The 20,520-nt window shown below is 46.9% G+C and carries 22 protein-coding genes and 1 riboswitch; of the genes, 8 read left to right on the top strand and 14 right to left on the bottom strand.

Annotation, left to right across the window (positions count from 1 at the left end; genetic code table 11):
* Window positions 1-37: 37 nt before the first annotated feature.
* The 3 genes from R7093_RS05410 to R7093_RS05400 all read left to right on the top strand — a co-directional run bounded on the left by R7093_RS05410 (window position 38) and on the right by R7093_RS05400 (window position 2,035).
* A complete protein-coding gene (locus R7093_RS05410) occupies window positions 38-937 on the top strand; it encodes a DMT family transporter (RefSeq protein WP_047102508.1) in 900 nt (299 codons plus the stop codon).
* Between the two features lie 66 nt (window positions 938-1,003).
* Window positions 1,004-1,291, top strand: coding sequence for a hypothetical protein (locus R7093_RS05405; protein ID WP_005374318.1), 288 nt, complete (start codon window positions 1,004-1,006; stop codon window positions 1,289-1,291).
* A gap of 153 nt (window positions 1,292-1,444) precedes the next feature.
* The gene (locus tag R7093_RS05400) at window positions 1,445-2,035 is read left to right on the top strand and encodes a type II secretion system protein (protein WP_254901939.1); all 591 of its coding nucleotides are present in this window, start codon (window positions 1,445-1,447) and stop codon (window positions 2,033-2,035) included.
* Window positions 2,036-2,106: 71 nt separating this feature from the next.
* Here R7093_RS05400 and R7093_RS05395 read toward each other — a convergent pair whose 3' ends face one another.
* The 5 genes from R7093_RS05395 to R7093_RS05375 form a co-directional block, all read right to left on the bottom strand.
* Entirely contained in the window at window positions 2,107-2,601 is a 495-nt protein-coding gene (locus R7093_RS05395) for a GNAT family N-acetyltransferase (protein WP_318146544.1), read from the bottom strand.
* 33 nt (window positions 2,602-2,634) lie between these two features.
* On the bottom strand, window positions 2,635-3,102 hold the full coding sequence (locus R7093_RS05390; protein ID WP_047102511.1) for an HAD family hydrolase: 468 nt from the start codon (window positions 3,100-3,102) through the stop codon (window positions 2,635-2,637).
* Between the two features lie 118 nt (window positions 3,103-3,220).
* Window positions 3,221-3,691, bottom strand: a complete 471-nt coding sequence (locus tag R7093_RS05385; protein ID WP_047102512.1) for a GNAT family N-acetyltransferase — start codon at window positions 3,689-3,691, stop codon at window positions 3,221-3,223.
* Window position 3,692: 1 nt separating this feature from the next.
* On the bottom strand, window positions 3,693-4,424 hold the full coding sequence (locus R7093_RS05380) for a glucose 1-dehydrogenase (protein ID WP_005383319.1): 732 nt from the start codon (window positions 4,422-4,424) through the stop codon (window positions 3,693-3,695).
* Between the two features lie 9 nt (window positions 4,425-4,433).
* Window positions 4,434-4,949: a GNAT family N-acetyltransferase gene (locus R7093_RS05375; RefSeq protein WP_047102513.1), complete on the bottom strand. Its 516-nt coding sequence runs from the start codon at window positions 4,947-4,949 to the stop codon at window positions 4,434-4,436.
* 270 nt (window positions 4,950-5,219) lie between these two features.
* Between R7093_RS05375 and R7093_RS05370 the strand changes: the two genes are divergently transcribed.
* Together R7093_RS05370 and R7093_RS05365 are read left to right on the top strand one after the other, a co-directional pair.
* Window positions 5,220-6,314, top strand: a complete 1,095-nt coding sequence (locus tag R7093_RS05370; RefSeq protein ID WP_047102514.1) for a NapC/NirT family cytochrome c — start codon at window positions 5,220-5,222, stop codon at window positions 6,312-6,314.
* A gap of 22 nt (window positions 6,315-6,336) precedes the next feature.
* Complete coding sequence (locus tag R7093_RS05365) at window positions 6,337-8,784, top strand: trimethylamine-N-oxide reductase 2 (protein WP_047102515.1); 2,448 nt, start codon at window positions 6,337-6,339, stop codon at window positions 8,782-8,784.
* A gap of 70 nt (window positions 8,785-8,854) precedes the next feature.
* Here R7093_RS05365 and R7093_RS05360 read toward each other — a convergent pair whose 3' ends face one another.
* The 8 genes from R7093_RS05360 to thiD all read right to left on the bottom strand — a co-directional run bounded on the left by R7093_RS05360 (window position 8,855) and on the right by thiD (window position 15,387).
* Window positions 8,855-9,580 carry a phosphatase PAP2 family protein gene (locus tag R7093_RS05360; protein ID WP_005374297.1) on the bottom strand — a complete coding sequence of 242 codons (726 nt, stop codon included), beginning with the start codon at window positions 9,578-9,580 and terminating at the stop codon, window positions 8,855-8,857.
* A 210-nt stretch (window positions 9,581-9,790) separates the two neighbouring features.
* On the bottom strand, window positions 9,791-10,405 hold the full coding sequence (thiE, locus tag R7093_RS05355) for a thiamine phosphate synthase (RefSeq protein WP_005374296.1): 615 nt from the start codon (window positions 10,403-10,405) through the stop codon (window positions 9,791-9,793).
* Between the two features lie 61 nt (window positions 10,406-10,466).
* The gene (thiM, locus tag R7093_RS05350) at window positions 10,467-11,258 is read right to left on the bottom strand and encodes a hydroxyethylthiazole kinase (RefSeq protein WP_005374295.1); all 792 of its coding nucleotides are present in this window, start codon (window positions 11,256-11,258) and stop codon (window positions 10,467-10,469) included.
* A gap of 12 nt (window positions 11,259-11,270) precedes the next feature.
* The gene (gene tenA / locus R7093_RS05345) at window positions 11,271-11,939 is read right to left on the bottom strand and encodes a thiaminase II (protein ID WP_047102516.1); all 669 of its coding nucleotides are present in this window, start codon (window positions 11,937-11,939) and stop codon (window positions 11,271-11,273) included.
* A gap of 54 nt (window positions 11,940-11,993) precedes the next feature.
* Entirely contained in the window at window positions 11,994-12,944 is a 951-nt protein-coding gene (locus tag R7093_RS05340; RefSeq protein WP_005374293.1) for an ABC transporter substrate-binding protein, read from the bottom strand.
* A gap of 47 nt (window positions 12,945-12,991) precedes the next feature.
* Window positions 12,992-13,792, bottom strand: coding sequence for an ABC transporter permease (locus R7093_RS05335; protein ID WP_047102517.1), 801 nt, complete (start codon window positions 13,790-13,792; stop codon window positions 12,992-12,994).
* Window positions 13,785-14,540, bottom strand: coding sequence for an ABC transporter ATP-binding protein (locus tag R7093_RS05330; RefSeq protein ID WP_017634350.1), 756 nt, complete (start codon window positions 14,538-14,540; stop codon window positions 13,785-13,787). Before R7093_RS05330 ends, R7093_RS05335 begins: the two co-directional genes overlap by 8 nt.
* Window positions 14,530-15,387 carry a bifunctional hydroxymethylpyrimidine kinase/phosphomethylpyrimidine kinase gene (gene thiD / locus R7093_RS05325; protein ID WP_047102518.1) on the bottom strand — a complete coding sequence of 286 codons (858 nt, stop codon included), beginning with the start codon at window positions 15,385-15,387 and terminating at the stop codon, window positions 14,530-14,532. The genes R7093_RS05330 and thiD overlap by 11 nt, the downstream gene beginning before the upstream one ends.
* A gap of 97 nt (window positions 15,388-15,484) precedes the next feature.
* A riboswitch (TPP riboswitch) is annotated at window positions 15,485-15,592 on the bottom strand.
* Window positions 15,593-15,903: 311 nt separating this feature from the next.
* On the opposite strand from thiD, the gene R7093_RS05320 reads away from it, so the two are divergent.
* Window positions 15,904-17,289, top strand: coding sequence for a TldD/PmbA family protein (locus R7093_RS05320; RefSeq protein WP_047102519.1), 1,386 nt, complete (start codon window positions 15,904-15,906; stop codon window positions 17,287-17,289).
* Window positions 17,289-18,632 (top strand): TldD/PmbA family protein, encoded by a 1,344-nt coding sequence (locus R7093_RS05315; RefSeq protein WP_047102520.1) that lies wholly within the window; start codon window positions 17,289-17,291, stop codon window positions 18,630-18,632. The genes R7093_RS05320 and R7093_RS05315 overlap by 1 nt, the downstream gene beginning before the upstream one ends.
* A 78-nt stretch (window positions 18,633-18,710) precedes the next feature.
* Here the strand turns inward: R7093_RS05315 and trmY are convergent, their stop codons facing one another.
* Complete coding sequence (gene trmY / locus R7093_RS05310; RefSeq protein WP_017634347.1) at window positions 18,711-19,310, bottom strand: tRNA (pseudouridine(54)-N(1))-methyltransferase TrmY; 600 nt, start codon at window positions 19,308-19,310, stop codon at window positions 18,711-18,713.
* 158 nt (window positions 19,311-19,468) lie between these two features.
* On the opposite strand from trmY, the gene R7093_RS05305 reads away from it, so the two are divergent.
* A complete protein-coding gene (locus R7093_RS05305) occupies window positions 19,469-19,993 on the top strand; it encodes a DUF3087 domain-containing protein (protein WP_047102521.1) in 525 nt (174 codons plus the stop codon).
* Window positions 19,994-20,520: the final 527 nt, after the last annotated feature.

Below are 20,520 nucleotides of genomic sequence, written 5' to 3'. Positions count from 1 at the left end.
TATCTCAAAACATAAAACAAGCGTGAGTGAGGCGATCATGTTAATCCGAGCCATCCCTTTTGTATTTGTCATCCTTTGGGCTTCTGGATTCGTTGGTGCGCGTTTTGGTTTGCAATATGCCGAGCCAGCGACACTACTTTCTATCCGTATGGCATTCAATGTCTTACTGTTTTTGGTTCTTGTGGCGGTATTGCGTAGAAGGTTGCCGACAGGAAAAGATTTTTGGCACAGCTGTGTAGTTGGTGCGTTGATCCACGGTTTCTATCTGGGCGGTACTTATTTCGCTATCGCCTTGGGTATGCCTGCTGGGTTGAGTTCGTTGTTGGTGGGTATTCAACCGATTTTAACCGCGGCTTTGCTGGTGGCGTTTGTTCGTGAGGAGTTTAAGCCCTCGCAATGGCTGGGTTTGGCTCTTGGTTTTGTCGGTATCGCTATGGTGTTGATGGGCAAAATGGAGTGGCAATCCGAGCAGCATAAAGTGCTGGCTATTGGTTTGTGTTTATTGGCTTTGGTTGGTATCACGCTAGGGACGCTTTATCAGAAAAAACATTGCCAACAAGTGGATATGGTCGGTGGTGCGACGGTGCAATATTTGGCCGCGCTCATCATGTTTCTGCCCGTTGCGATGCAGTTTGAAACCATGCAAGTGCAGTGGGAACTGGAGTTTATTTTGACTGTGTTGTGGTTGGTCGTCGTGCTCTCTTGTGTAGCTATTCTACTGCTGTTGTACATGGTTAAGAACGGTGCAGCATCGAGCGTAGCTTCTGTATTCTACCTGGTGCCGCCAACGACGGCGATTCAGGCTTGGCTCGCGTTTGGAGAGTCATTTGATTGGATGGGGATTTCTGGTTTCGTACTGGCAGCTACGGCGGTGTATTTGGTGGTTAAAAAGCCGGATCTGACGATAAAGAAATCGATTCAAACAGAATATACCTAAATTGGGTAGGGACATTTGCGTACCAGTGGGTACAATCTGCTTCATCTTAATCCGTGGAGCAGAATGATGAAGGTAAAGCCAGATCGAATGACCGCCATGCGTAGCATCATCGAGCAAGTAAAAGCGGAACTACCAATTTATGAACCAGAAACGTTTGTATGTGGACCAGAAGGGCAGTGCATTGGCTGTCCGAAGAAATTGTTGGAAATGGTCGATTCAGAAGTCACTTATTGGGAGTCAGCCATGGAGCGCGGCATTGTTCCGCAGTTCGATGAGATTCGTCGTTTTGGCAAAATGTGCACGAATGTTCGTCGTGGTCTGGTGCGAAATAATGTGCCTTTACTCAGTAACTAGAGAGTAAAAGTCGTCTAATATCTGACACATAGCGTCGTTTTGTTACACTGCTCTTTGGGTGCTGTTCTCAAGTTTGCGTGGTGTTTGTCTCTTCTTACCCTTTGGGTCTTTAATCGTAAAAAATTGGCGATATATTGGCTCGGTCTCACATGGATGTGGGGCTATTGTCTTGGGCTAGTTGAGATAAGAAACGTGAAATCAAAGGGATTTACGCTGATGGAAATCACCATAGTGCTTACCACTTTGGCTTTCATCGCATTAGCTGCTTTACCAGTACTACTCGATATTCATCGCCAAGCATACGCTGCGATGCTGCACAGTTCTCAGTCTTCTTTGGGTACGGCTCTCAAATTCTTTCATGCTCAAGCTGTGATTGATAACGCTTACGGCCAAGAGCACGTTCACTACATTGACCGACATGTCAAAACACGCAAAGGCATGCCAGAAGCGAGTGCCGATAGTATTCGAGCTTTGTTAGAAATCGATCTACCAGCCAGAGGTTATTCGAAAATTGACGTGCCGTGCAAAGGCAGTGATTTTTGCATCATCGGTCAGCAGCACCCAAACAGTGCTCATTTTGTCGCTATTCCTGATTATCAGTTCTTAGATAAATCGGGTGTTGATCGCGTGGTGTACATTTGGCCGCAAGGTTACACACTGGCAGAAGAAGCATGCTATTTCTACTACGTGAATCAAGCCTCTAACGATTCAATTGTTCGAGGGCATGTGACGCAAGGGTGTTAACCCCGAATAAGTGTTGCGAACAACGGTTATCGTGACTCTACAAATCTGGGCTTTTCGAACGGCTTTGCGCTTTATACAATATCATTTTTTTGACTCATCAAGACTTTACCATTTGGCAAGGTCACTTCCCCAAGTTCTCCCTGATGTTCAAATCCAAACCGTTCATACAAAGCAATCGCTGGTGTGTTGGTTGTGTATACGTAGAGTGCGATTTGGTCGTAACCAAATTCCCAACCACGTGCGATCGCGACTGCCAATAGTTTCCGCCCCAATCCTTTGCCTCGGTAGTTTTTGTCGATGTGAATACCAAGAATACCGACGCGAAGGCGTTGCCCTCTTTCGTAACCGCACATCTCAGCTGGGTAGATTTCAACACTACCGATAAGTTTTTGGCGGTCAAACGCGACAAACTGAGGGATGGACTCGTTTTCCACACGTTGCAGGATTCTGCGAAGCGTTGCGTTATCGGGTGCCGGAGAAATCAAAAATTCCCCTTCGGAGTACACTCGATTCCACAGCGCGGTGAAGCGCGCGATATCGCTCACCTTGATGGATCTGATTTGCATTCATCTTCCTTGATTAGTGCAGGTTAGTAACGGTTAGGGGATAAGCTCAGATAAACAACGAATTTGGTTAGGAATGGCTTCGGCTGGTGCATCAGCGCCCGTTGGGTTAAACCAAATTGTGTTTACGCCCGCTTTCATCGCAGGGTAAATATCTTTGTGAGGTAAATCGCCAACCATGGTTATTCCACTTACGTTAACCCCTAACTGTTTTGCGATGGCGAGATAAAACTCAGGTTGGTTTTTAGCGATACCGAGGTTGGCAAAACAAAAATAGCCATTTAAGTATTGGTCTAAGTCGACGCGAACAAATGCACGCTGAATCTCTTCCATGTTGGAATCAGATGCACTGGTCGCAATGTAGATGGGATGATTTTGGGAAAGTATTGCCAGTGTTTCTCTGGCTTGAGGAACTGCTTCTACGTGTTCCCAATCGCACATTTTTCCTTGTGCGTGAGGGAAATCTACCATCAAGGTGTTCCCCCAATCGAAAAGATAAATCATGTTCGAATCTCCTTATCCGCACATCATATCGTCTTTTTCTAAAATCAGGGGGTAAATTGCATCGATAAATGCGATTTAGGTGGGTTTAGTCGTGAAAAGCGCTTAATTGTCGTTATCGTTACAAATGTTTCAGCATAATGCGTGAGTTAGTTTTAAAACCTTGATTATCGTAAAAGCGCTGTGCTGGCTGATTGAATTCCATCACTTCCAATCGAACTTGTGTGGCATTGGCATCGCGCGCCCATTGCTCACAGGCTTGGAGCAGTTGGCGGCCGATTCCTTGCTGCTTTTGCGCTTCATCGACAACAATTGTTCCCACGCGACAAATTGGGTCTTTGATCAGAAAACTGATGGTGTCGTTTTGGGTGATCATCGCGGTTAAGAAGCCGAGAATTTGCTGTTCGCGTTCGGCAATCAAAAAGAGTCGCTCTTTGTTCTCTAGTGCTTGTGCAAGAAATTCACGGTCAGCTTCTGAAGGCGCAACAAAGGCTTCTGGCGCATTCGCAAAATGCAGTGAATTAATTTGAAAATTAAGCTGAAAAATTCCGTCTAAATCATCGGGAATCGCTTGTCGGATATGGACTTGCATTCTATCTGCCCCCTGCAATATCGATAAATGATCCTGTGACATAAGAGGCTTCGTCACTTAATAGCCAAGCGATCGCATTTGCCACTTCTTCTACCGTGCCACCGCGTTTAAGAGGAATTTGAGGGCTGAGTCTATCTACTCGGTTTGGTTCTCCGCCGTCGGCATGCATATCAGTGTAAATGAAACCAGGTCGAACGCCATTGACGCGAATATTGCGCTCTGCCAACTCTAGCGAGAGCCCTTTAGTTAAGGTATCCATCGCGCCTTTTGATGTGGCGTAATCGACATACTCAAATGGCGCGCCTGAGCGCGACGCTCCAGAGGAGACATTCACAATTGCACCGCCTGCACTGAATCGCTTCGCCGCTTCTCGACAGCAGAGAAAACAGCTATTCACATTGGTGTTCATTACTTTCTGAAAGCGTTCCAAGCTGATTTCTGACAAAGGCGATTGAGTAAATAGGATGCCAACGTTGTTGACCAAGTGCGTCACTGCACCAAATTCACGTTCTGTTTCATCAAACAAGGAGAGCACTTGCTTCTCATCGGCTACGTCTGCGGCGATGGCAATCGCTTTGCCACCGTTTGCTTGTATTTCTGCCACAACTTGGTCGGCGGCCTCTTGCTGAGTGCGGTAATTAACGCAAACGCGATAGCCTTGCTCGGCCAGCTTTTTCGCCGCTGCGGCTCCAATGCCTCGGCTTGCGCCGGTAATGATGACTACTTTATTCAAAATACGTCCTTATTTTTGTAGTGAGTAGATTTTATCGGCGTAGGGTTTGCCACCAATTTGGTATGCGTCTGGAATGACCTCAATGAGTTCGAAACCACATTTTATCAGGACACGCTCTGACGCAATATTGCCTTCAGTGACCGTCGCGGAAAAGTGGTTGATGTTATGTGTCGAGGTTGCCCAGTATAGAAGCGCTTGAAGAGTTTCTGTTCCAAACTGTTGGCCATGAAATTCCGGCAAAAGTAAGTAACCTACCTCTGCCTTACCGTTTTCAATAGCAAAGCCAGTGATGCCGATGGGTTGTTCTGATTGCTTATTGAGTATTACAAGGCAAAGCCAATGCTGGCTATTTGGGGTCCATGGTAATAATCGCGAAGCAAATTTTTCTCTTATTTCTGTTTCGCTGGGACGATCGAAACAGAGCGCAATAACCTCTTGTTCGGAAAGTAATCGTTGAAAGAGTTCCCAGTCACTGGCTTTGATGGGTCTTAATTGGCTTCTGTGCGTCTCGATATAAACTGACATGCGTGTCCTTACTGCATCAATGTGGAGATTCAGTCTCTCATCCTCTTATCTGTTTAATCAAATAGTTGCATTCATAAAAGTGATTTATGTGGTGAATAGTTGGCTAGGCAATGGATTATTGCCATATATTCATCTTTGAGATGTAAATAACAAAATTTCATACTTGAGGCATACAGAGCAACACGGAAATGATGTGGATCAAGAGAGGACTACCCATAAAGTAGTAATTTGCGACCTATAATTACATTTTATTTGGAAGTGTTGCTAATTATGTCAATAAAAAAACGATATGTTGCACTGCTGGTTGCTGCCGGCATTGGTGTGGGCTGGTTAACTTTGGGGGGGAGTGCGGCAGTAATGCATTACACCTCAGATACTGAATTTTGTCTCTCGTGCCACTCTATGGAAACCCCTTACAAAGAGTACCAAGGCTCAGTGCACTTCAGTAATGCGAAAGGCATTCGCGCGGAATGTTCTGACTGTCATATTCCTCAAGAACCAATGGATTACCTGATCACCAAAATTCGCGCGTCGAAAGACATCTACCATGAATTTGTGACAGGTAAGATCGACACGCCAGAGAAATATGAAGCACATCGTAAAGATATGGCTGAAACGGTATGGGCTCAGTTCCGTGAAAATGATTCAGCGACGTGTCGTTCGTGTCATGATTTCGATGCAATGGAAGAGTTTGAGCAATCACGTGATGCGGCGAAGATGCACGAGTACGCAAAAGCGAACGATCAAACGTGTATCGATTGTCACAAAGGTGTGGCGCACTTTGCACCAGAAGCAGAGCTAGACAGCAAGGCATTTGAAACGTTGATGAGCTTCACCACAAAAACATCACCTAATGCCAAGGTTGTTTACCCTGTGACTGAAATCGCAATGGGTGAGATGGGTAAAATTAACCCAACGACGAAGTTGGAAGTAATCAGCTCTGAAGGCGACAACCGCACTGTTAAGTTGAACGCATTCCAAATGAAAGGCGCAGAGCAAGTGCTTTACATGGGAGAAGGTCAACGTGCCATCGTAGCAACGCTAACCGAGCAAGGCCAACAAGCGCTTGAAACTGGTGAATTTGAGGCAGATGTTTACGGCAACGAATGGCGCGCGGTTTCTCTAACAGGTGCTATTGATTCTCCAGTTGTTGACACGCTTGAACCAGTATGGTCATACGCAGAAGAGTTGGACAACGTTTACTGTGCAACTTGTCACGCGAAAATTCCTTCAAATCACTTCACAGTGAATGCATGGGGACCGGTAGCGAAAAGTATGGGTGATCGAACTGATATTTCAGCCGAGAACCTAGAAATTCTAACCAAGTTCTTCCAGCACCACGCGAAAGATGTGGTTGGTCACTAACGATAAATAGAAGGATAAGATTATGACTAATATGACCCGTCGCGGATTTCTAAAAGGCACTGGTATGGCGGCTGGTGCAATGGCATTCACTTCATTTGCACCTATGTCTGTTGCGTCTTCTAATGCTCGCGGCAAAGGCATTCTAACGGCGGGCCGCATGGGCCCAATGTTGTGTGAAGTACAAGATGGTAAGTTGGTTTCGACCACCAATGCTCTGCCTCAAACTGTACCAAATAGCCTACAAAGCACCGGTCCTGACCAAGTGCACACTAAAGCGCGTGTTAAGTACCCAATGGTTCGTAAAGGTTACTTGGCAAACCCATCAGCTCCCGAAGGTGTTCGCGGCAGCGATGAATTTGTACGCGTGTCTTGGGATGAAGCTTACAAGCTGATCCACGAACAGCACATGCGCATTCGTAAAGAATATGGCCCGGCTTCTGTGTTTGCTGGTTCTTACGGCTGGCGTTCAAGTGGCGTGCTGCACAAAGCACAAACCTTGCTGCAACGTTACATGAGCATGGCAGGCGGCTACTCAGGCCACTTGGGTGACTACTCAACGGGTGCTGCGCAGATCATCATGCCGCACGTTGTGGGCTCTATCGAAGTGTACGAGCAACAAACCACGTACCCAGTGGTGCTAGAGCACAGTGATGTGGTTGTGCTTTGGGGCTTAAACCCAATCAACACCTTAAAAATCGCGTGGAGCTCAACAGACTGTGCTGGTCTTGAATTCTTCCATCAATTGAAAAAATCAGGCAAGACGGTTATTGCGATTGACCCTGTTCGTTCTGAAACCATTGAATTCTTTGGCGAGAATGCGGAGTGGATTGCTCCTCACCCAATGACCGACGTGGCAATGATGATGGGTATCGCACACACCTTAGTGAAACAAGGTAAGCACGATAAAGCCTTCCTCGATAAATACACCGCAGGTTACGACAAGTTTGAAGCGTACCTGATGGGCGAAGAAGACGGCGTAGAAAAATCAGCAGAATGGGCATCAAAAATCTGTGGCGTACCTGCGAAGCAACTTGAGTTACTGGCTGATATCTTCAGTAAAAACCGCACCATGCTGATGGCGGGTTGGGGCATGCAGCGCCAACAATACGGTGAGCAGCGTCACTGGATGCTGGTTACACTGGCAACGATGTTGGGTCAAATCGGTTTACCGGGCGGTGGTTTTGGTTTCTCTTATCACTACTCAAACGGTGGTAACCCTGCTCGTGATGCTGGCGTACTTCCTGCGATTTCGGCATCACTGGGTGGTGGCTCTTCTGCGGGTAACGACTGGGCGGTGTCTGGCGCGGTGCAAAGCTTCCCTGTGGCGCGTATTGTCGAGGCGTTGGAAAACCCAGGTCAATCCTACCATCATAACGGTCATGAACTGACGTTCCCGGACATCAAGATGATTTGGTGGGCAGGTGGTGCGAACTTTACTCACCACCAAGACACCAACCGTCTGATCAAAGCGTGGCAAAAGCCTGAGCTGATCGTGATTTCAGAGCCTTACTGGACGGCGGCTGCGAAGCACGCGGACATTGTTCTGCCAATCACCACATCGTTCGAGCGTAACGACTTAACGATGACGGGTGACTACAGTAACCAACACTTGGTGCCAATGAAGCAAGTGGTTGAGCCGCAAGGTGAAGCGCGTAATGACTTCGATGTATTCGCGGACATGGCCGAGATGCTAGCTCCGGGTGGCCGTGACGTATACACCGAAGGCAAAACTGAAATGGAATGGCTGTACGGCTTCTACAAGGCGGCGCAACAAGGTGGCCGTGGCTCTCGCGTAGCAATGCCGAACTTCAGCAAGTTCTGGGAAGATAACCAACTGATCGAGATGAAGTGGAACGAGAAGAACGCACAGTTTGTTCGTTACGCAGATTTCCGTGAAGACCCGATCATGAATCCACTCGGTACACCAAGTGGTAAGATCGAAATCTTCTCGAAAACCATTGAAGGTTATCAGTTGGAAGACTGTCCTCCACACCCAACGTGGATGGCACCAACCGAGTACACTGGCAATGCAAAAGACGGCGAGTTGCAGCTAATGACCGCGCACGCAGCGCATCGTCTACACAGCCAGTTTAACTACGCGAAGATTCGCGAAGAGTACGCAATTGCAAACCGTGAACCTATTTGGATTCACCCTGAAGATGCGAAAGCGCGTGGTATTAAAACGGGCGATTTAGTTCGTGCGTTTAACAACCGTGGCCAAGTATTGGTTGGTGCAGAAGTGACTGACCGAATCAAGCAAGGTTCAGTGTGTATTCATGAAGGCGGCTGGCCGGATCTGGATCCGAAAACCGGCATTTGTAAGAACGGCGGTTGTAACGTGTTAACGTTGGATATTCCGACCTCTCGACTTGCAAACGGCTGTGCGGCGAACTCGGCGCTGGTTCGTATTGAAAAATACACTGGCCCAGAATTAGAACTAACAGCGTTTGAACCACCAAGAAATGGTTAGAAAAAAGTAGCGTTTTAAAGCAAGAAGCCAGCGAATCGCTGGCTTCTTTTTTATCTAGTAATCGTTCACATTAGCGCGAAGCGAGAGAAACAAATGGCATCTGTTTCTTAATTTGAAATGTCGGGAGTAAAGTAAATACAATCGCGACAAACAAGACTGAGCCTATTAAATCTTCAGGGCGATGCATCCCCAGCCATAAGCGGCTATATGCGACGCTCATTCCCCACATCCATAATGACAGTGCAGAGATATAGCACTTGTTCTGTAAGAACAACCCGCCAAAGAAAGCCAAACAAATCGAAACGAAAATCGTATGGCCGGATGGGAAAGAATAGTCTTTCTCGCCTTGCCAATGGCGCGTTCGCCAATCACTGACGTGTTCAGAAATCTGGTTAATTACGTTGGCTTGCTGCTTTGTATCCAACTGATAAAACGCGTCTGGGTGCTCAATCAATTGTTCTGCTGCGAGCAATTCCGTGTAGGGACGCGGGCTTTCTGTCATCAGTTTTAGCCCCGTTTTGCTGGCAAAACCAATCACCAGTAACAACCCTAACATTGAGAGTTTTTGTATCCACTCAATGCGACTTGGTTTAAAGCGAAATAAAGAAAGCAGTAGCAGTGTTAACGTAATTAAAAAGCCTTTGCTACCAGCAGAATCTGTGAGCAAAGTAAAAGTAATACCCAGACTTTCCGGCACCTGTGAAGTGAGATTGTGATAAGAGCCAAACAGCGACATTGGGATGATGCCAAGAACAAACAAGGCGAGCATCATCAATCCATATTTTTTGGTTTTCATTGAGAGCGTTTTGTTTTTATTGAGGGTTATTCAACCACGTGAAAATAAGGGGCTTATCTTACGTTATCTGGCGTGAAAAACTTATCAACGCTCTGTCAATTCGAGCGTGAAAGTGACATTGCAGCTCTTCGTTGTGAAAGGAGAGGTTGTTGAAAGTACTGAAAGGCAAACGCGCTCATCCATAAGCGCTTTGTTCAGGCGTGAGCAAGGTTAGCTCATCAACCCTAATAAATATTCCGATGCGGCTTTTGGATCTTCTGCGTGGCAAATCGCTGAAACCAAAGCTAAGCCATGAACACCAGTGGCGCTGAGTTGCGGAATGTTACTTTCGTTAATGCCGCCAATGGCAACAATCGGCAGTGAAGTCGTCTCTAACGCCATCTTCAAGCCATCAATACCCCAGAACTTCTTGGTGTTGGTTTTGGTCGGCGTCGCGAAGATTGCGCTCAAGCCGATGTAATCAATCGGAAGAGAGTCCGCTTCTGCAAGCTGCTCTTCATTTTCGATGGATAAGCCGAGGATTTTGTTTGGTCCAATCAACTCACGAGCGATAGTTGCGGGCATGTCTGATTGCCCGAGGTGAACCCCATCGGCATCAACTGCCAGTGCAACATCAACGCGGTCATTGATGATCAAAGGCACATTGGTATCTTTAAGGATGTCTTTCACGGCTTGAGCACGTTCGATAAACGCACGCACATCGCCGTGTTTTTCGCGGACTTGTACCATGGTCACGCCACCTTCCACGGCTTTTCTCACAACACGCTTTAGTGTGGCTAAATCTTGTTGGTCATCGGTGACCAAATATAAACGATAGGCGTTCATTTTGTTTCCTTTGGGCCTCTCATCTACAGGGAGTGAGAGGCCGGTATTTGTTAGAGAAAGCTTAACTCACTTGGAGTTTTAGGCGTTTTGCCAGTGTTTCTTCATCCAGTTGGTAAAGCTCATCCAACAGGTTCATTTGCAGACTGCCTGGCCCTCGCGCTTGCTCAGCCGCAATTTCACCCACAACGCCCAGTACCGCCGCGGCAGCAAGTCCGGAGTGATCACCAACAGCAGCGAAAGCACCCGTCAGTGCCGTTAGTGTGCAGCCCATTCCGGTTACGTATGGCATCATCTCGTGACCGTTGTTTAGCTGCACAGTTTGCTCTTTCGTGATGATGTAATCAGTCTCGCCAGAAATCACCACACTTGCACCATACTCTGAAACTAAGAAGTTCGCTGCGCCAAGTGCTGCGTCGCTGCTGTCTAACGCATCGACGCCTTTGCTTTGTGCTTGTTCGCCAGCGAGACCGATGATTTCTGAGGCGTTACCACGAATGATCAACTTGTCGGCAAGGCGTGCGATCTCACGTGATGTCTCGGTACGTAGTGAGCTTGCTCCGCAACCGACAGGGTCGAGTACAACGATTTTACCGTTGGCATTGGCTTGCTCTACGGCATAGCTCATGCGCGGTGTCCAAACGCTGTCTAGGGTACCGATGTTGATAACCAGTGCGCCAGCGAACGACATCATCTCTGCCATCTCTTGTTTGGAGTGCGCCATGATTGGAGAAGCGCCGATCGCTAATAGTGCGTTTGCTGTGTTATTCATCACCACGTAGTTAGTGATGTTGACGACTAACGGCTTTTGCTGGCGTACTGCGGTTAATGCTTGGGTGATTTGTTCAATTAACATGAGACTCTCCGATTAATCTTGCTGAGCGTTTAGACCTTGTTGCCAGAATGCCACTTCCATACGCGTTGCAGTTTTGAATACCTGAATCAGGTTTTGACCACGCTGACTATTGATATCGATTTCCGCCAATAACTGATTAAAGTGTTCTGCACCTTTTGCGACACCAGATTGGAATTCCTCACCACCGTAGAGGTTGATCCAACTTGCGTATGGGTTACCTTCGAGCACAGTGCTTTCGTCTTCAATCAGCATCTTACCGATTACGGCATAACCGATAGAGCATGGTGCTAGTGCCGCGTATAGATCAACAAGATCGCTCGTCATGCCAGCATCTAATACGTAACGGGTGTAAGCCACAGTGCCGAAATCTTCTGGCTCGTTTTCTAAGTCGGATTCTGTCAGTCCCCATTGCTCACAGTAAGTCACGTGGTGGGCGATTTCAGAATCGAGCAATGCGTGTACGCTTGGTAGGGCACGGCGCATGTCATCCAAAGTACGTGCTTTGTAGATCGCTAATGCGTAAGCTCGTGCGTACTGCTTTAGGAAAAGAAAATCCTGCTTTAGGTAATGCAGAAAACAAGGCTGAGCCAGAGTGCCTTGCGCCAATTGCTGCACGAAAGCATGCTCAGTGTATTCTTGCCAATCTTGGCGGCAAGCGTCGATCAAATCTTGGTATTTCATTATGAGTATCTCGTTATCAAAAGACCCTAGGCTTAGGTCCTAAGGTCAGTAGAATTAGTCAAAGCTCGGTACGTAATCTTTCGCTTTTGGCAGTGTTTCGATGATGTTTTGTGAATACATGAACTGCGCATAATCATCGTAGCGTTTCAGATCTACTGCGGATGGACGAAGAGCGAAACGAGTTAGCGTGTCGTTCCAAGCGCGTTGGTTAAGCTCGTTGTTGAGCGTGTCTGGTGAATAAGCCACGAACTCTTTCCACGACTCTTTTGGATGGTTAACGATGTAAGTGGTCGCTTGCTCTAGTGCTTTGTTGAATGCCTTGATGGCTTCTTTGTCGTAGTTTTTTGCATTGGCTACGAAGACTAACTCGTCATACGCTGGCACGCCGTGTTCTTCAGGGAAGAAGGCCTTAGCTTTATAACCTTCTAGTGCCAGTTGGTTGGTTTCGAAGTTACGTAGACCGCCCCAAATCGCATCCACCTTGCCAGACGCAAGAGACGAAGACAGCGCCCAACCTACGTTGATGATTTGTACGTCAGAAAACTTCACGTTTTCTTGCGCTAGCATGGTGCCGATTGTCGCTTCTTCGTTGCCTGCGATCGCAATACCGATCTTCTTGCCTTTCAAGTCGCCAAGGTTTTCATTCTTACCGTTATCCAGCACCATCAACGTGTTGAGTGGCGTAGCAATCAAAGTCGCAGAGCGGATTAGTGGCAAACCCGCCGCGACATCGATAGTTAGGCTTGGTTGGTAAGAAATCGCCATGTCGACTTTACCCGCCGCGACCAACTTAGGTGGCGTGCTTGGATCTGCCGGCTCTTGAATGTTGACCTTCAAACCTTGTTCTTTGAAGTAACCACGCTCTTTGGCAATCACGATAGGACCATGATTTGGGTTGACGAACCAATCCAACATCAGTGTCATCTCTTTTTCTGCTGCAAGCACATTGGTTGATACCACTGAAGCGAGTAGAGCAGCAGCGCTCATAAGTTTGTTTTTATTCACGGGGTTCTTCCTTTTCTTTCCCAATTTTCTTTGGTTATTTTCTGTAATTATTTGCTTTCCCAAGGGATGGCTTTTTTCAATAATTTATCGGTGATGAAGTAGAGTGAGATAGACAGCACGGCTAGGATAAACAGCGCCGCAAACATCTCATCAATGATCATGCGAGCGTTGGCTTGGAGCATCAGATAACCCAAGCCTTCACTTGAACCTACCCACTCACCGACCACTGCTCCAATTGGCGCAATAACGACGGCAACACGAATACCTGAGGCTAAAGTTGGTAGGGCGGCTGGCAATTGAATATGACGAAGTAGCTGCCATTTAGACGCGCCCATGGTCTTGGCAAGATCGAGGTAACCTGTTGGTGTATTGCGTAAGCCGTCATAGCAACATGTCGTGATGGGGAAAAAGATGATGATCGCTGCCATGACGACTTTCGATGCAATACCGTAACCCAGCCAAAGCATGAGCACTGGCGCGATGGCGAACACAGGGATCGCTTGGCTAGCAATCAGAATAGGCAATAACCAACGCTTCAGCGGCTCGAACATCAGCATTTGCAATGCGAACAGCAAACCCATCGATAATCCAAGCGCCAAGCCAAGTAAGATCTCTTGCGCGGTAACCCAAGTATGTTTGAGCAAGACATCGTAACGAGTGACCAATCTATCCAGCACTTCAATTGGTGAAGGTAAGATGAAGCCTGGCATGTCGAATACCACCACAACCAACTGCCACAATCCCAAGATCACCGCTGTGCTGATTACCAAGCGCAGAGCTGGATGGGTCACGCGTTCTTTTTTACCAATACGTGCCGAAACGGAGTTGTACTGAGTCATATCACTCATAGTCTTTCTCCAATTGATCCAAAATCGCTTGTTGAAGCGCGGCGCACTCTCCATCGAGAACTCGTGGTGGCTTGGAATCCGGAACAACCAAGTGCTGAGCTTGCGCAGGCGTGCCTTGCAGTACATAGAGTTGGTGAGCTAATCGCACCGCTTCTTGTGGGTCGTGGGTAATAAGAACAACGGTTTTATCTTTCAGTAACTCGGCAGACAAGGTTTGCAACTTATGGCGAGTAACCGCGTCCAACGCAGAGAAAGGCTCATCCATCAGAACCAGAGGCTTGTCTTGCATCAGAGTGCGAGCAAGGGCAACACGTTGTCTCATGCCGCCAGAGAGCTGAGCTGGCTTAGCATCCGGGTAATCGGCGAGTCCCACTTGGCTGAGTAAAGTCAGTGCACGTTGTTTATTTTGTTCTGGTGCTTGCTCTTGAGAAAATCGAGAACTGAGGCAGACGTTGTCTAACACATTCAACCACGGCAGCAACAAGTCTTGCTGCGCCATGTAGGCAATACGCTTGTGTAAGGTGATGCCATCCGTGGTCGTTAACTCGCCATGCCATTCGACTTTGTCGTCTAACAAACCCGCTAGATAACGAAGGATCGTCGTTTTTCCGCAGCCACTGCGACCAAGTAACACTGTCCATTGATTAGCAGGAATAGTCATACTCAACCCTGCTAGCGTTGGTGTTTGGCTGTCTTTGTATCGCAGACTAGCATCGGAAAGCTGAATGCCAATCGCGTTAGCGAACATAAGTATGACCCGCAAAAAAGTGGTTCACAGGGCCATGGCCTTTACCTACATCCAATTCATCAGCGTGCGCGATAGCTTGGCTGATGTACTGCTTACCCAGGTGCACCGCTTTGTGTAGGTTGTTGCCTTGGCCAAGATAAGACGCAATGGCGGAAGAAAGTGTACAGCCTGTGCCATGGGTGTTTTTGGTTGGAAATCGCTTGGCGCTAATTAACTCGGCACTGTCTTGCATGATAAGCAGATCGTTGCTGTTTTCATTTTCTTCAAGGTGACCGCCTTTGAGCAGAATAGCTTTGGCGCCAAGCGCACGAAGGTCGGTAATCATATCGTTCATTTCAGATTCTGATTGAGGCATTGGCTTACCCGTCAATGCTGCGCCTTCGGGTAGGTTAGGGGTAATGATGTCTGCGAGCGGAATCAATTCTTCTTTTAAAGTGCTGATTGCCGACTGTTCCAGTAATAGATCGCCGCTGGTGGCCACCATTACAGGGTCAATCACGAGGTGTTTTGGCTGGTATTGTTTAATTTTGTCAGCAACGACTTTGATGATGTTGGAATCGGCCAGCATGCCCACTTTTACTGCAACGATGTTGAGGTCGGTGAATACCGCATCGAGTTGACTCTCTACATGGTCGAGAGGAATTGGGAAAATCGCAGAGACGCCTTGAGTGTTTTGTGAGGTGATGGCGGTAATCACTGAGCAGGCAAAGCTACCAGTTGCGGACATCGCTTTGATGTCAGCTTGAATACCTGCACCGCCACCACTGTCTGAGCCCGCGATGGTCAATACGATAGGGGTAGGCAAGGCTGGCGTTTGATGTGAATGAGGTTGTGATTGCTGCGTCATGGTCGCTCCTACTACAAGACGTATAGGAACTGACCTTGACCATTGCAGATAGATCGATTTTTCGATCGCTATCGCTTACCTAAGAGGGGCGACGAAAGGCAAAGTGTGCATAGTTCCCTACGTCAGTGCTAACTGAATCAGGTTCAACGGGTCTCGAATTTCGATCTCAGCCAACACTTGTCGTGTGGCCCCCCGACTATTTCGTTCGGATGATAGCAGGACCATTGCGGAAGGGATACGTTTTTTGAGCGTAATTATAATGAGTATTCAATTATGCGAGGTGAGTGATAAAGTAAGCACCTAAATGGTTTGCTGGGTGGAATTTACTAGTGCAACGCTCTGGTGAATGAGCAGAACCTGGAATATTTAATAAATAATCGTGGTCTCGTTAAGCAAGGATTAGCATAAAACAAGGTTAAAAAACTGTTAAAATTTAACGTGTTGCCAATTTAACTTTGTTGAACTTTTTCACAGTTAATTAGGATGGCTAAGACGATCATCGAGCAAGGAGACTTCATGCTTAATTCTGTAACAGCGAAGTCAGTGATCGATCATGCGCTCTTTTTGGGGGCTGATTTCGCTGAACTATTCGTTGAACATCACCAAACCAACACTGTCCAGCTCGCATCTGGTGAAGTGGATAAGGTTAACTCGGGTATCGATTTTGGTATCGGTATTCGTCTTTTTTTCGGTCATAAGGTGCTTTACGGTTACACCAACAGCACAGATGAAGCCGAACTAAAGCGCGTAACCTCGCTGCTTGCTGCAAAAGACAAGCGTGAGCAAATCGCGTCAGCGGGTTCTTTGAATTTGAACCGCTACCCAATCCAACATGGTTGCCGCATGCCGCTAAGTAAGGATGCTAACCTAGATTCAAAAATCGCGTTTCTATTGAAAGTTGACCAAGCCGCACGTGCTGAGAGTGAGCATATCAGCCAGTTTATTGGCAGCGTGCTTCAGCGTGAACAACAAGTGTCTATCTTCAACTCAGAAGGTCTACACGTTGACGATACTCGCCACTACATTCGTGTTGCTGGTAACACTGTCGCGCAAAAAGGTAATGAGCAGTCTTCTGGTATGGAAGGTCCTGGCGCTCTTGCTGGTTGGGAATTCAGTGAACAGCTTGATGCCAAAGAGCTAGGTCAAACTATCGCGCAGCAAGCGTTAGTAAAACTTGGCGCAGATGCTTGTCCATCGGGTGAAATGCCGGTGGTGATTGGTAACGGCTTTGGCGGCGTTATCTTCCATGAAGCATGTGGTCACTTGCTAGAAACCACTTCAGTTGCGAAGAAAGCTTCAGTATTCCACGACAAGATGGGCGAAATGGTTGCTCACACCGCAGTGAATGCGGTCGATGATGGCACCATGACCAACGAATGGGGCTCGATTCATGTTGATGACGAAGGTATGAAGACTCAGCGCACTCAATTGATCAAAGACGGTAAGCTAACCAGCTTCATGGTCGATAAAATGGGTGGCATGAAGACAGGTTACGAGCCAACGGGTTCTGGTCGTCGTCAAAACTACAAGTTCGCACCAACCTCGCGTATGCGTAACACCTTTATCGAAGAAGGCGAGCATTCACTTGATGATATGCTGGCAGGCATCGAACGTGGCATCTATGCGAAGAAGATGGGCGGCGGCTCGGTTCAACCGGGCACGGGTGAGTTTAACTTTGCTGTTCGTGAAGCTTATCTCATTGAAAATGGCAAAATCACCAAGCCTCTGAAAACAGCAACGCTGATCAGCACAGGTCCAAAAGTGTTGAAAGAAATCAGCATGGTTGGTAAGGACATGGCGCTTGCGCCGGGCATGTGTGGTTCCGTGAGTGGCTCAGTGCCAACAACAGTCGGTCAGCCAACGCTGAAAGTCGATAATATTCTGGTAGGAGGCGGTAACTAATGAGCCAAGAACAACAACTTCTTAATGCGGTTGATTACGTCCTATCAGAAGCAAAACGCCAAGGTGCAGAAGCGGACGTCATTGTAAACCGCAACAGCAGCTTTTCTCTGAAAGCGAACCAAGGAAAGCTGGATGAGTACAAAGTAAGCTCAAGCCAAGTTCTGGGTGTTCGTGTTGTGAAAGATGCGCGCGTTGCGACAAGCTACTCTGAGTCGTTAGAGCAACCTAGCTTGGATTTAATGCTAACTAATGCACTGCAAAGTGCTCGCTTTTCCAAGCAAGATGAACATCAGACCATTAGTTGTGTGAACAGCCAAATCACGACTGACGTGGCTGAGATTGCTCAAGAAGACACAACTTCGGTTGATGAAAAAATTGAACTGTCTCTCGCACTTGAGCAAGGCGTAGTGGCTCTGCCTCACGCTTCTAGCGCACCTTACAATGGTTACAGCGATGGCGAAACACAACTGATCATTGCCAATACTCAAGGCACATTGTGTCAACACTTCGAGCGCTCGTTCACTTGTTACGCGTATACCTTGTTTGAAAAAGACGGCAAACAGTCAATGGCGGGTAGAATGTCACTTGGTCGCCGTTTTGATGAGTTGAATCCAGCTTACTGTATCGAAGGTGGCTACAACCTTGCTCGTGATCTTCTGGAAGGTGCTCCGGTTGCGACAGGTAACTACCCTGCTATTTTCCACATTAATGCGCTAGCAAGTTTATTCGGTGCTTTCGGCAGTGCTTTCTCTGGCGTAAGCGCGATGAAAGGCATTACGCCACTGGGTGACAAGCTTGGTCAACGTGTTGCGAGTGATTTAATTACCTTTACTGATACGGCTTACATGCCAAATGGTATGGCAATCGCGAGTTTTGATAGTGAAGGCTTCGCTACTCAAGATAATGTGTTGATCGCCAATGGCCAACTGAATACGCTATTGCACAATAGCCAAACAGCGAATTATTTGGGTGCAGTGTCGACGGCAAGTGCCGCTCGCGGTGCAAAATCGAGCTTAGACGTATCAGCGAATCACAAAGTGATTGCGACAGGCAACAGCAGTGCATCAGAAGTAAAAGCGGGAGAGTACCTAGAGTTAGTCGAGCTTCAAGGTGTCCATTCTGGTGCGGATGCAGTGAGTGGTGATTTCTCATTTGGTGCGAGTGGCTTCTTGTGCCGTGATGGAGAGCGCGTTCAACCAGTTCGTGGGATCACGGTAGCGGGTAACTTCTACAAGATGCTGCAAGAAGTTGAGGCAGTGGGTGATACTCAGTTAATTAACGATAGCCGAACTTTCTTCTCGCCAGACGTTCGTTTTGCTCGTTTGAGCATTGGTGGTAAGTAAACTTAGCATCCCTATAGAAACAAAAAAGAGGACTCAATGGAGTCCTCTTTCATTGTCTAGCAACGTGTGCGTGAATAACTAGAATTCGCGTATGTCCAACTCATTGTGGATCAATACCACACACTGAGAAGCGAAAAGCATCTTAGGACCTAAGCTGATCTTCTCTGTGCCAAGGCGCTTTAAGCTGTTAAAAGACTTTTTCGGCATCGGTATATGGTCAGTTAGCAAGAAACATGGATTTTCACCAATTTCTGCATCACGAACAAATTCGCCTTTCTTATCCAACATATATAGTTGGTGATCTTCTGCCAGTTCTTGCACTAGGCGTTCAAAGCTCACTGTACGAACGGTAATACCAGGTTCGACTTCACGAAGTTGCTCTTTACCCATACCAACCGAAGCATCCAAAGCGCGAGCCACTGCTGCAATCAAGGTTGACTCATGGAAGCCGCCAATGTTGGTGATGTCGTTGGAGCGAATAGTAATGGTGCGTGAGAAGTCTTTTGTGCTTTCCAAAACCAAGTGAACAACCACATCTTCACGGTGTGATTGAGCAACGAACATAGTGTTCATCATGGTATGAGCAAGAATCTCTGTATGCGCTTCATTACCAACACCTTCTAACAGTGCTTTGCTGGTGGTTGGCGCCGCGCGAGCTCGTAAAACAAAAGAGCGCATGAATTTAGCCTCTATATAGGAAGAGTGAATGCGCGGAAGTATATACCCAAGCAGGGAAGGGATGCGAGTTTAATAGCAAATGTGAACTTACTTACAAAGCTTCGATTGTCGTGCGGAGTGCGCTGGTTAAAATAGAGGTAACCTGTTAGGAGCGGTATATGGAAATCAAACAGATAAATAAAGACATTTATAAAAAGAAAGTAAACCTTGTGATTGGCGGTTTTGTTGCGTTGCTCGCCATCTCCTCTCTTGCCTTTAGTACCTTGCTGATTGTTTTGTTTGGCAACACTGAAGTCGTACCAGAACAATCAACGGGCAATTTCCATTGGAATTTGATTGGTGTCGTTCTCGCAGTTGCAACTTCCCTCTCTTTATTGAATCAAATTAAAACTCGACCATACATGGAAGAAGTGCTGTACGTTTGGAAACTCAAGCAACTGCACAACAAAATCTTTCGTAAACTAAAAAGCATTAAAGCAGCCGCGAGCAATGACAATGTAAAAGCGCTCACTACGCTTAAGTTCTATTACACCACGCAACGCCAAGTGTTTGAGTTAGACAACAACACACTGACGATGAGCAGTGTAAATAAAGAATTGGAGGCTATCGAGCAAATCGAAGCGGCGCAATCACTGGATCTTGATATCACCAGCTTTAAAGAGAGCTGGGTAGACACATACTGATTGCCTATTTATTACTTGAAGTTAACAACTGAGTGCTAAAATTAAGCGTTTGAGTGAGATTTAATCACTCGATGCTTTTTTTTAAGTTTTTTTCTAAAAAGGGGTTGCCAAGAAAAATCATCTCCCTATAATGCGCCTCCGTTGTCAGGGCAAAGCGGAAACGCAAAAGCAATTGGCAATAAGGCGAAAGAAAGCTTCTAAAAATTAATTTTAAAAAGTGTTTGACACTGAAAGTTAATTCCTTAGAATACGCCTCCGCTTCGATAGCAAAGCTTATGAAGCAAGCTCTTTAACAATATAGACCTATCAATCTGTGTGGGCACTCGTTGATGATAATCCAATTAGAAGCTTAGGCTTCAAATTAGGTTTCAATGATACGAAGTGACCATTGAATCGAAAGATTCTGCACAGTCAATTCAAACATTACTTCTGCTATTTATTAGCGAAAGGAATGTTCAGTATTCATTGAGCCGAACAAAATCTTAAATTGAAGAGTTTGATCATGGCTCAGATTGAACGCTGGCGGC

Source organism: Vibrio sp. 1580 (genome assembly GCF_033340055.1).
The sequence above is the reverse complement of the archived record's forward strand: the minus strand, read 5'-3'. Positions and strand labels throughout refer to the sequence as shown.

Bases quoted from the DNA above. Each gene is read 5' to 3' on its own strand.
- trmY (WP_017634347.1), bottom strand. From the start codon at position 19,310: ATGCGCTCTTTTGTTTTACGAGCTCGCGCGGCGCCAACCACCAGCAAA.
- R7093_RS05365 (WP_047102515.1), top strand. From the start codon at position 6,337: ATGACTAATATGACCCGTCGCGGATTTCTAAAAGGCACTGGTATGGCG.
- R7093_RS05390 (WP_047102511.1), bottom strand. From the start codon at position 3,102: ATGATTTATCTTTTCGATTGGGGGAACACCTTGATGGTAGATTTCCCT.
- R7093_RS05305 (WP_047102521.1), top strand. From the start codon at position 19,469: ATGGAAATCAAACAGATAAATAAAGACATTTATAAAAAGAAAGTAAAC.
- thiE (WP_005374296.1), bottom strand. From the start codon at position 10,405: ATGAACGCCTATCGTTTATATTTGGTCACCGATGACCAACAAGATTTA.
- R7093_RS05330 (WP_017634350.1), bottom strand. From the start codon at position 14,540: ATGTTCGCTAACGCGATTGGCATTCAGCTTTCCGATGCTAGTCTGCGA.
- R7093_RS05375 (WP_047102513.1), bottom strand. From the start codon at position 4,949: ATGTCAGTTTATATCGAGACGCACAGAAGCCAATTAAGACCCATCAAA.
- R7093_RS05405 (WP_005374318.1), top strand. From the start codon at position 1,004: ATGAAGGTAAAGCCAGATCGAATGACCGCCATGCGTAGCATCATCGAG.
- R7093_RS05320 (WP_047102519.1), top strand. From the start codon at position 15,904: ATGCTTAATTCTGTAACAGCGAAGTCAGTGATCGATCATGCGCTCTTT.
- R7093_RS05410 (WP_047102508.1), top strand. From the start codon at position 38: ATGTTAATCCGAGCCATCCCTTTTGTATTTGTCATCCTTTGGGCTTCT.
- R7093_RS05395 (WP_318146544.1), bottom strand. From the start codon at position 2,601: ATGCAAATCAGATCCATCAAGGTGAGCGATATCGCGCGCTTCACCGCG.
- thiD (WP_047102518.1), bottom strand. From the start codon at position 15,387: ATGACGCAGCAATCACAACCTCATTCACATCAAACGCCAGCCTTGCCT.
- R7093_RS05360 (WP_005374297.1), bottom strand. From the start codon at position 9,580: ATGAAAACCAAAAAATATGGATTGATGATGCTCGCCTTGTTTGTTCTT.
- R7093_RS05335 (WP_047102517.1), bottom strand. From the start codon at position 13,792: ATGAGTGATATGACTCAGTACAACTCCGTTTCGGCACGTATTGGTAAA.
- thiM (WP_005374295.1), bottom strand. From the start codon at position 11,258: ATGTTAATTGAACAAATCACCCAAGCATTAACCGCAGTACGCCAGCAA.
- R7093_RS05385 (WP_047102512.1), bottom strand. From the start codon at position 3,691: ATGCAAGTCCATATCCGACAAGCGATTCCCGATGATTTAGACGGAATT.
- R7093_RS05400 (WP_254901939.1), top strand. From the start codon at position 1,445: ATGTGGGGCTATTGTCTTGGGCTAGTTGAGATAAGAAACGTGAAATCA.
- R7093_RS05370 (WP_047102514.1), top strand. From the start codon at position 5,220: ATGTCAATAAAAAAACGATATGTTGCACTGCTGGTTGCTGCCGGCATT.
- tenA (WP_047102516.1), bottom strand. From the start codon at position 11,939: ATGAAATACCAAGATTTGATCGACGCTTGCCGCCAAGATTGGCAAGAA.
- R7093_RS05315 (WP_047102520.1), top strand. From the start codon at position 17,289: ATGAGCCAAGAACAACAACTTCTTAATGCGGTTGATTACGTCCTATCA.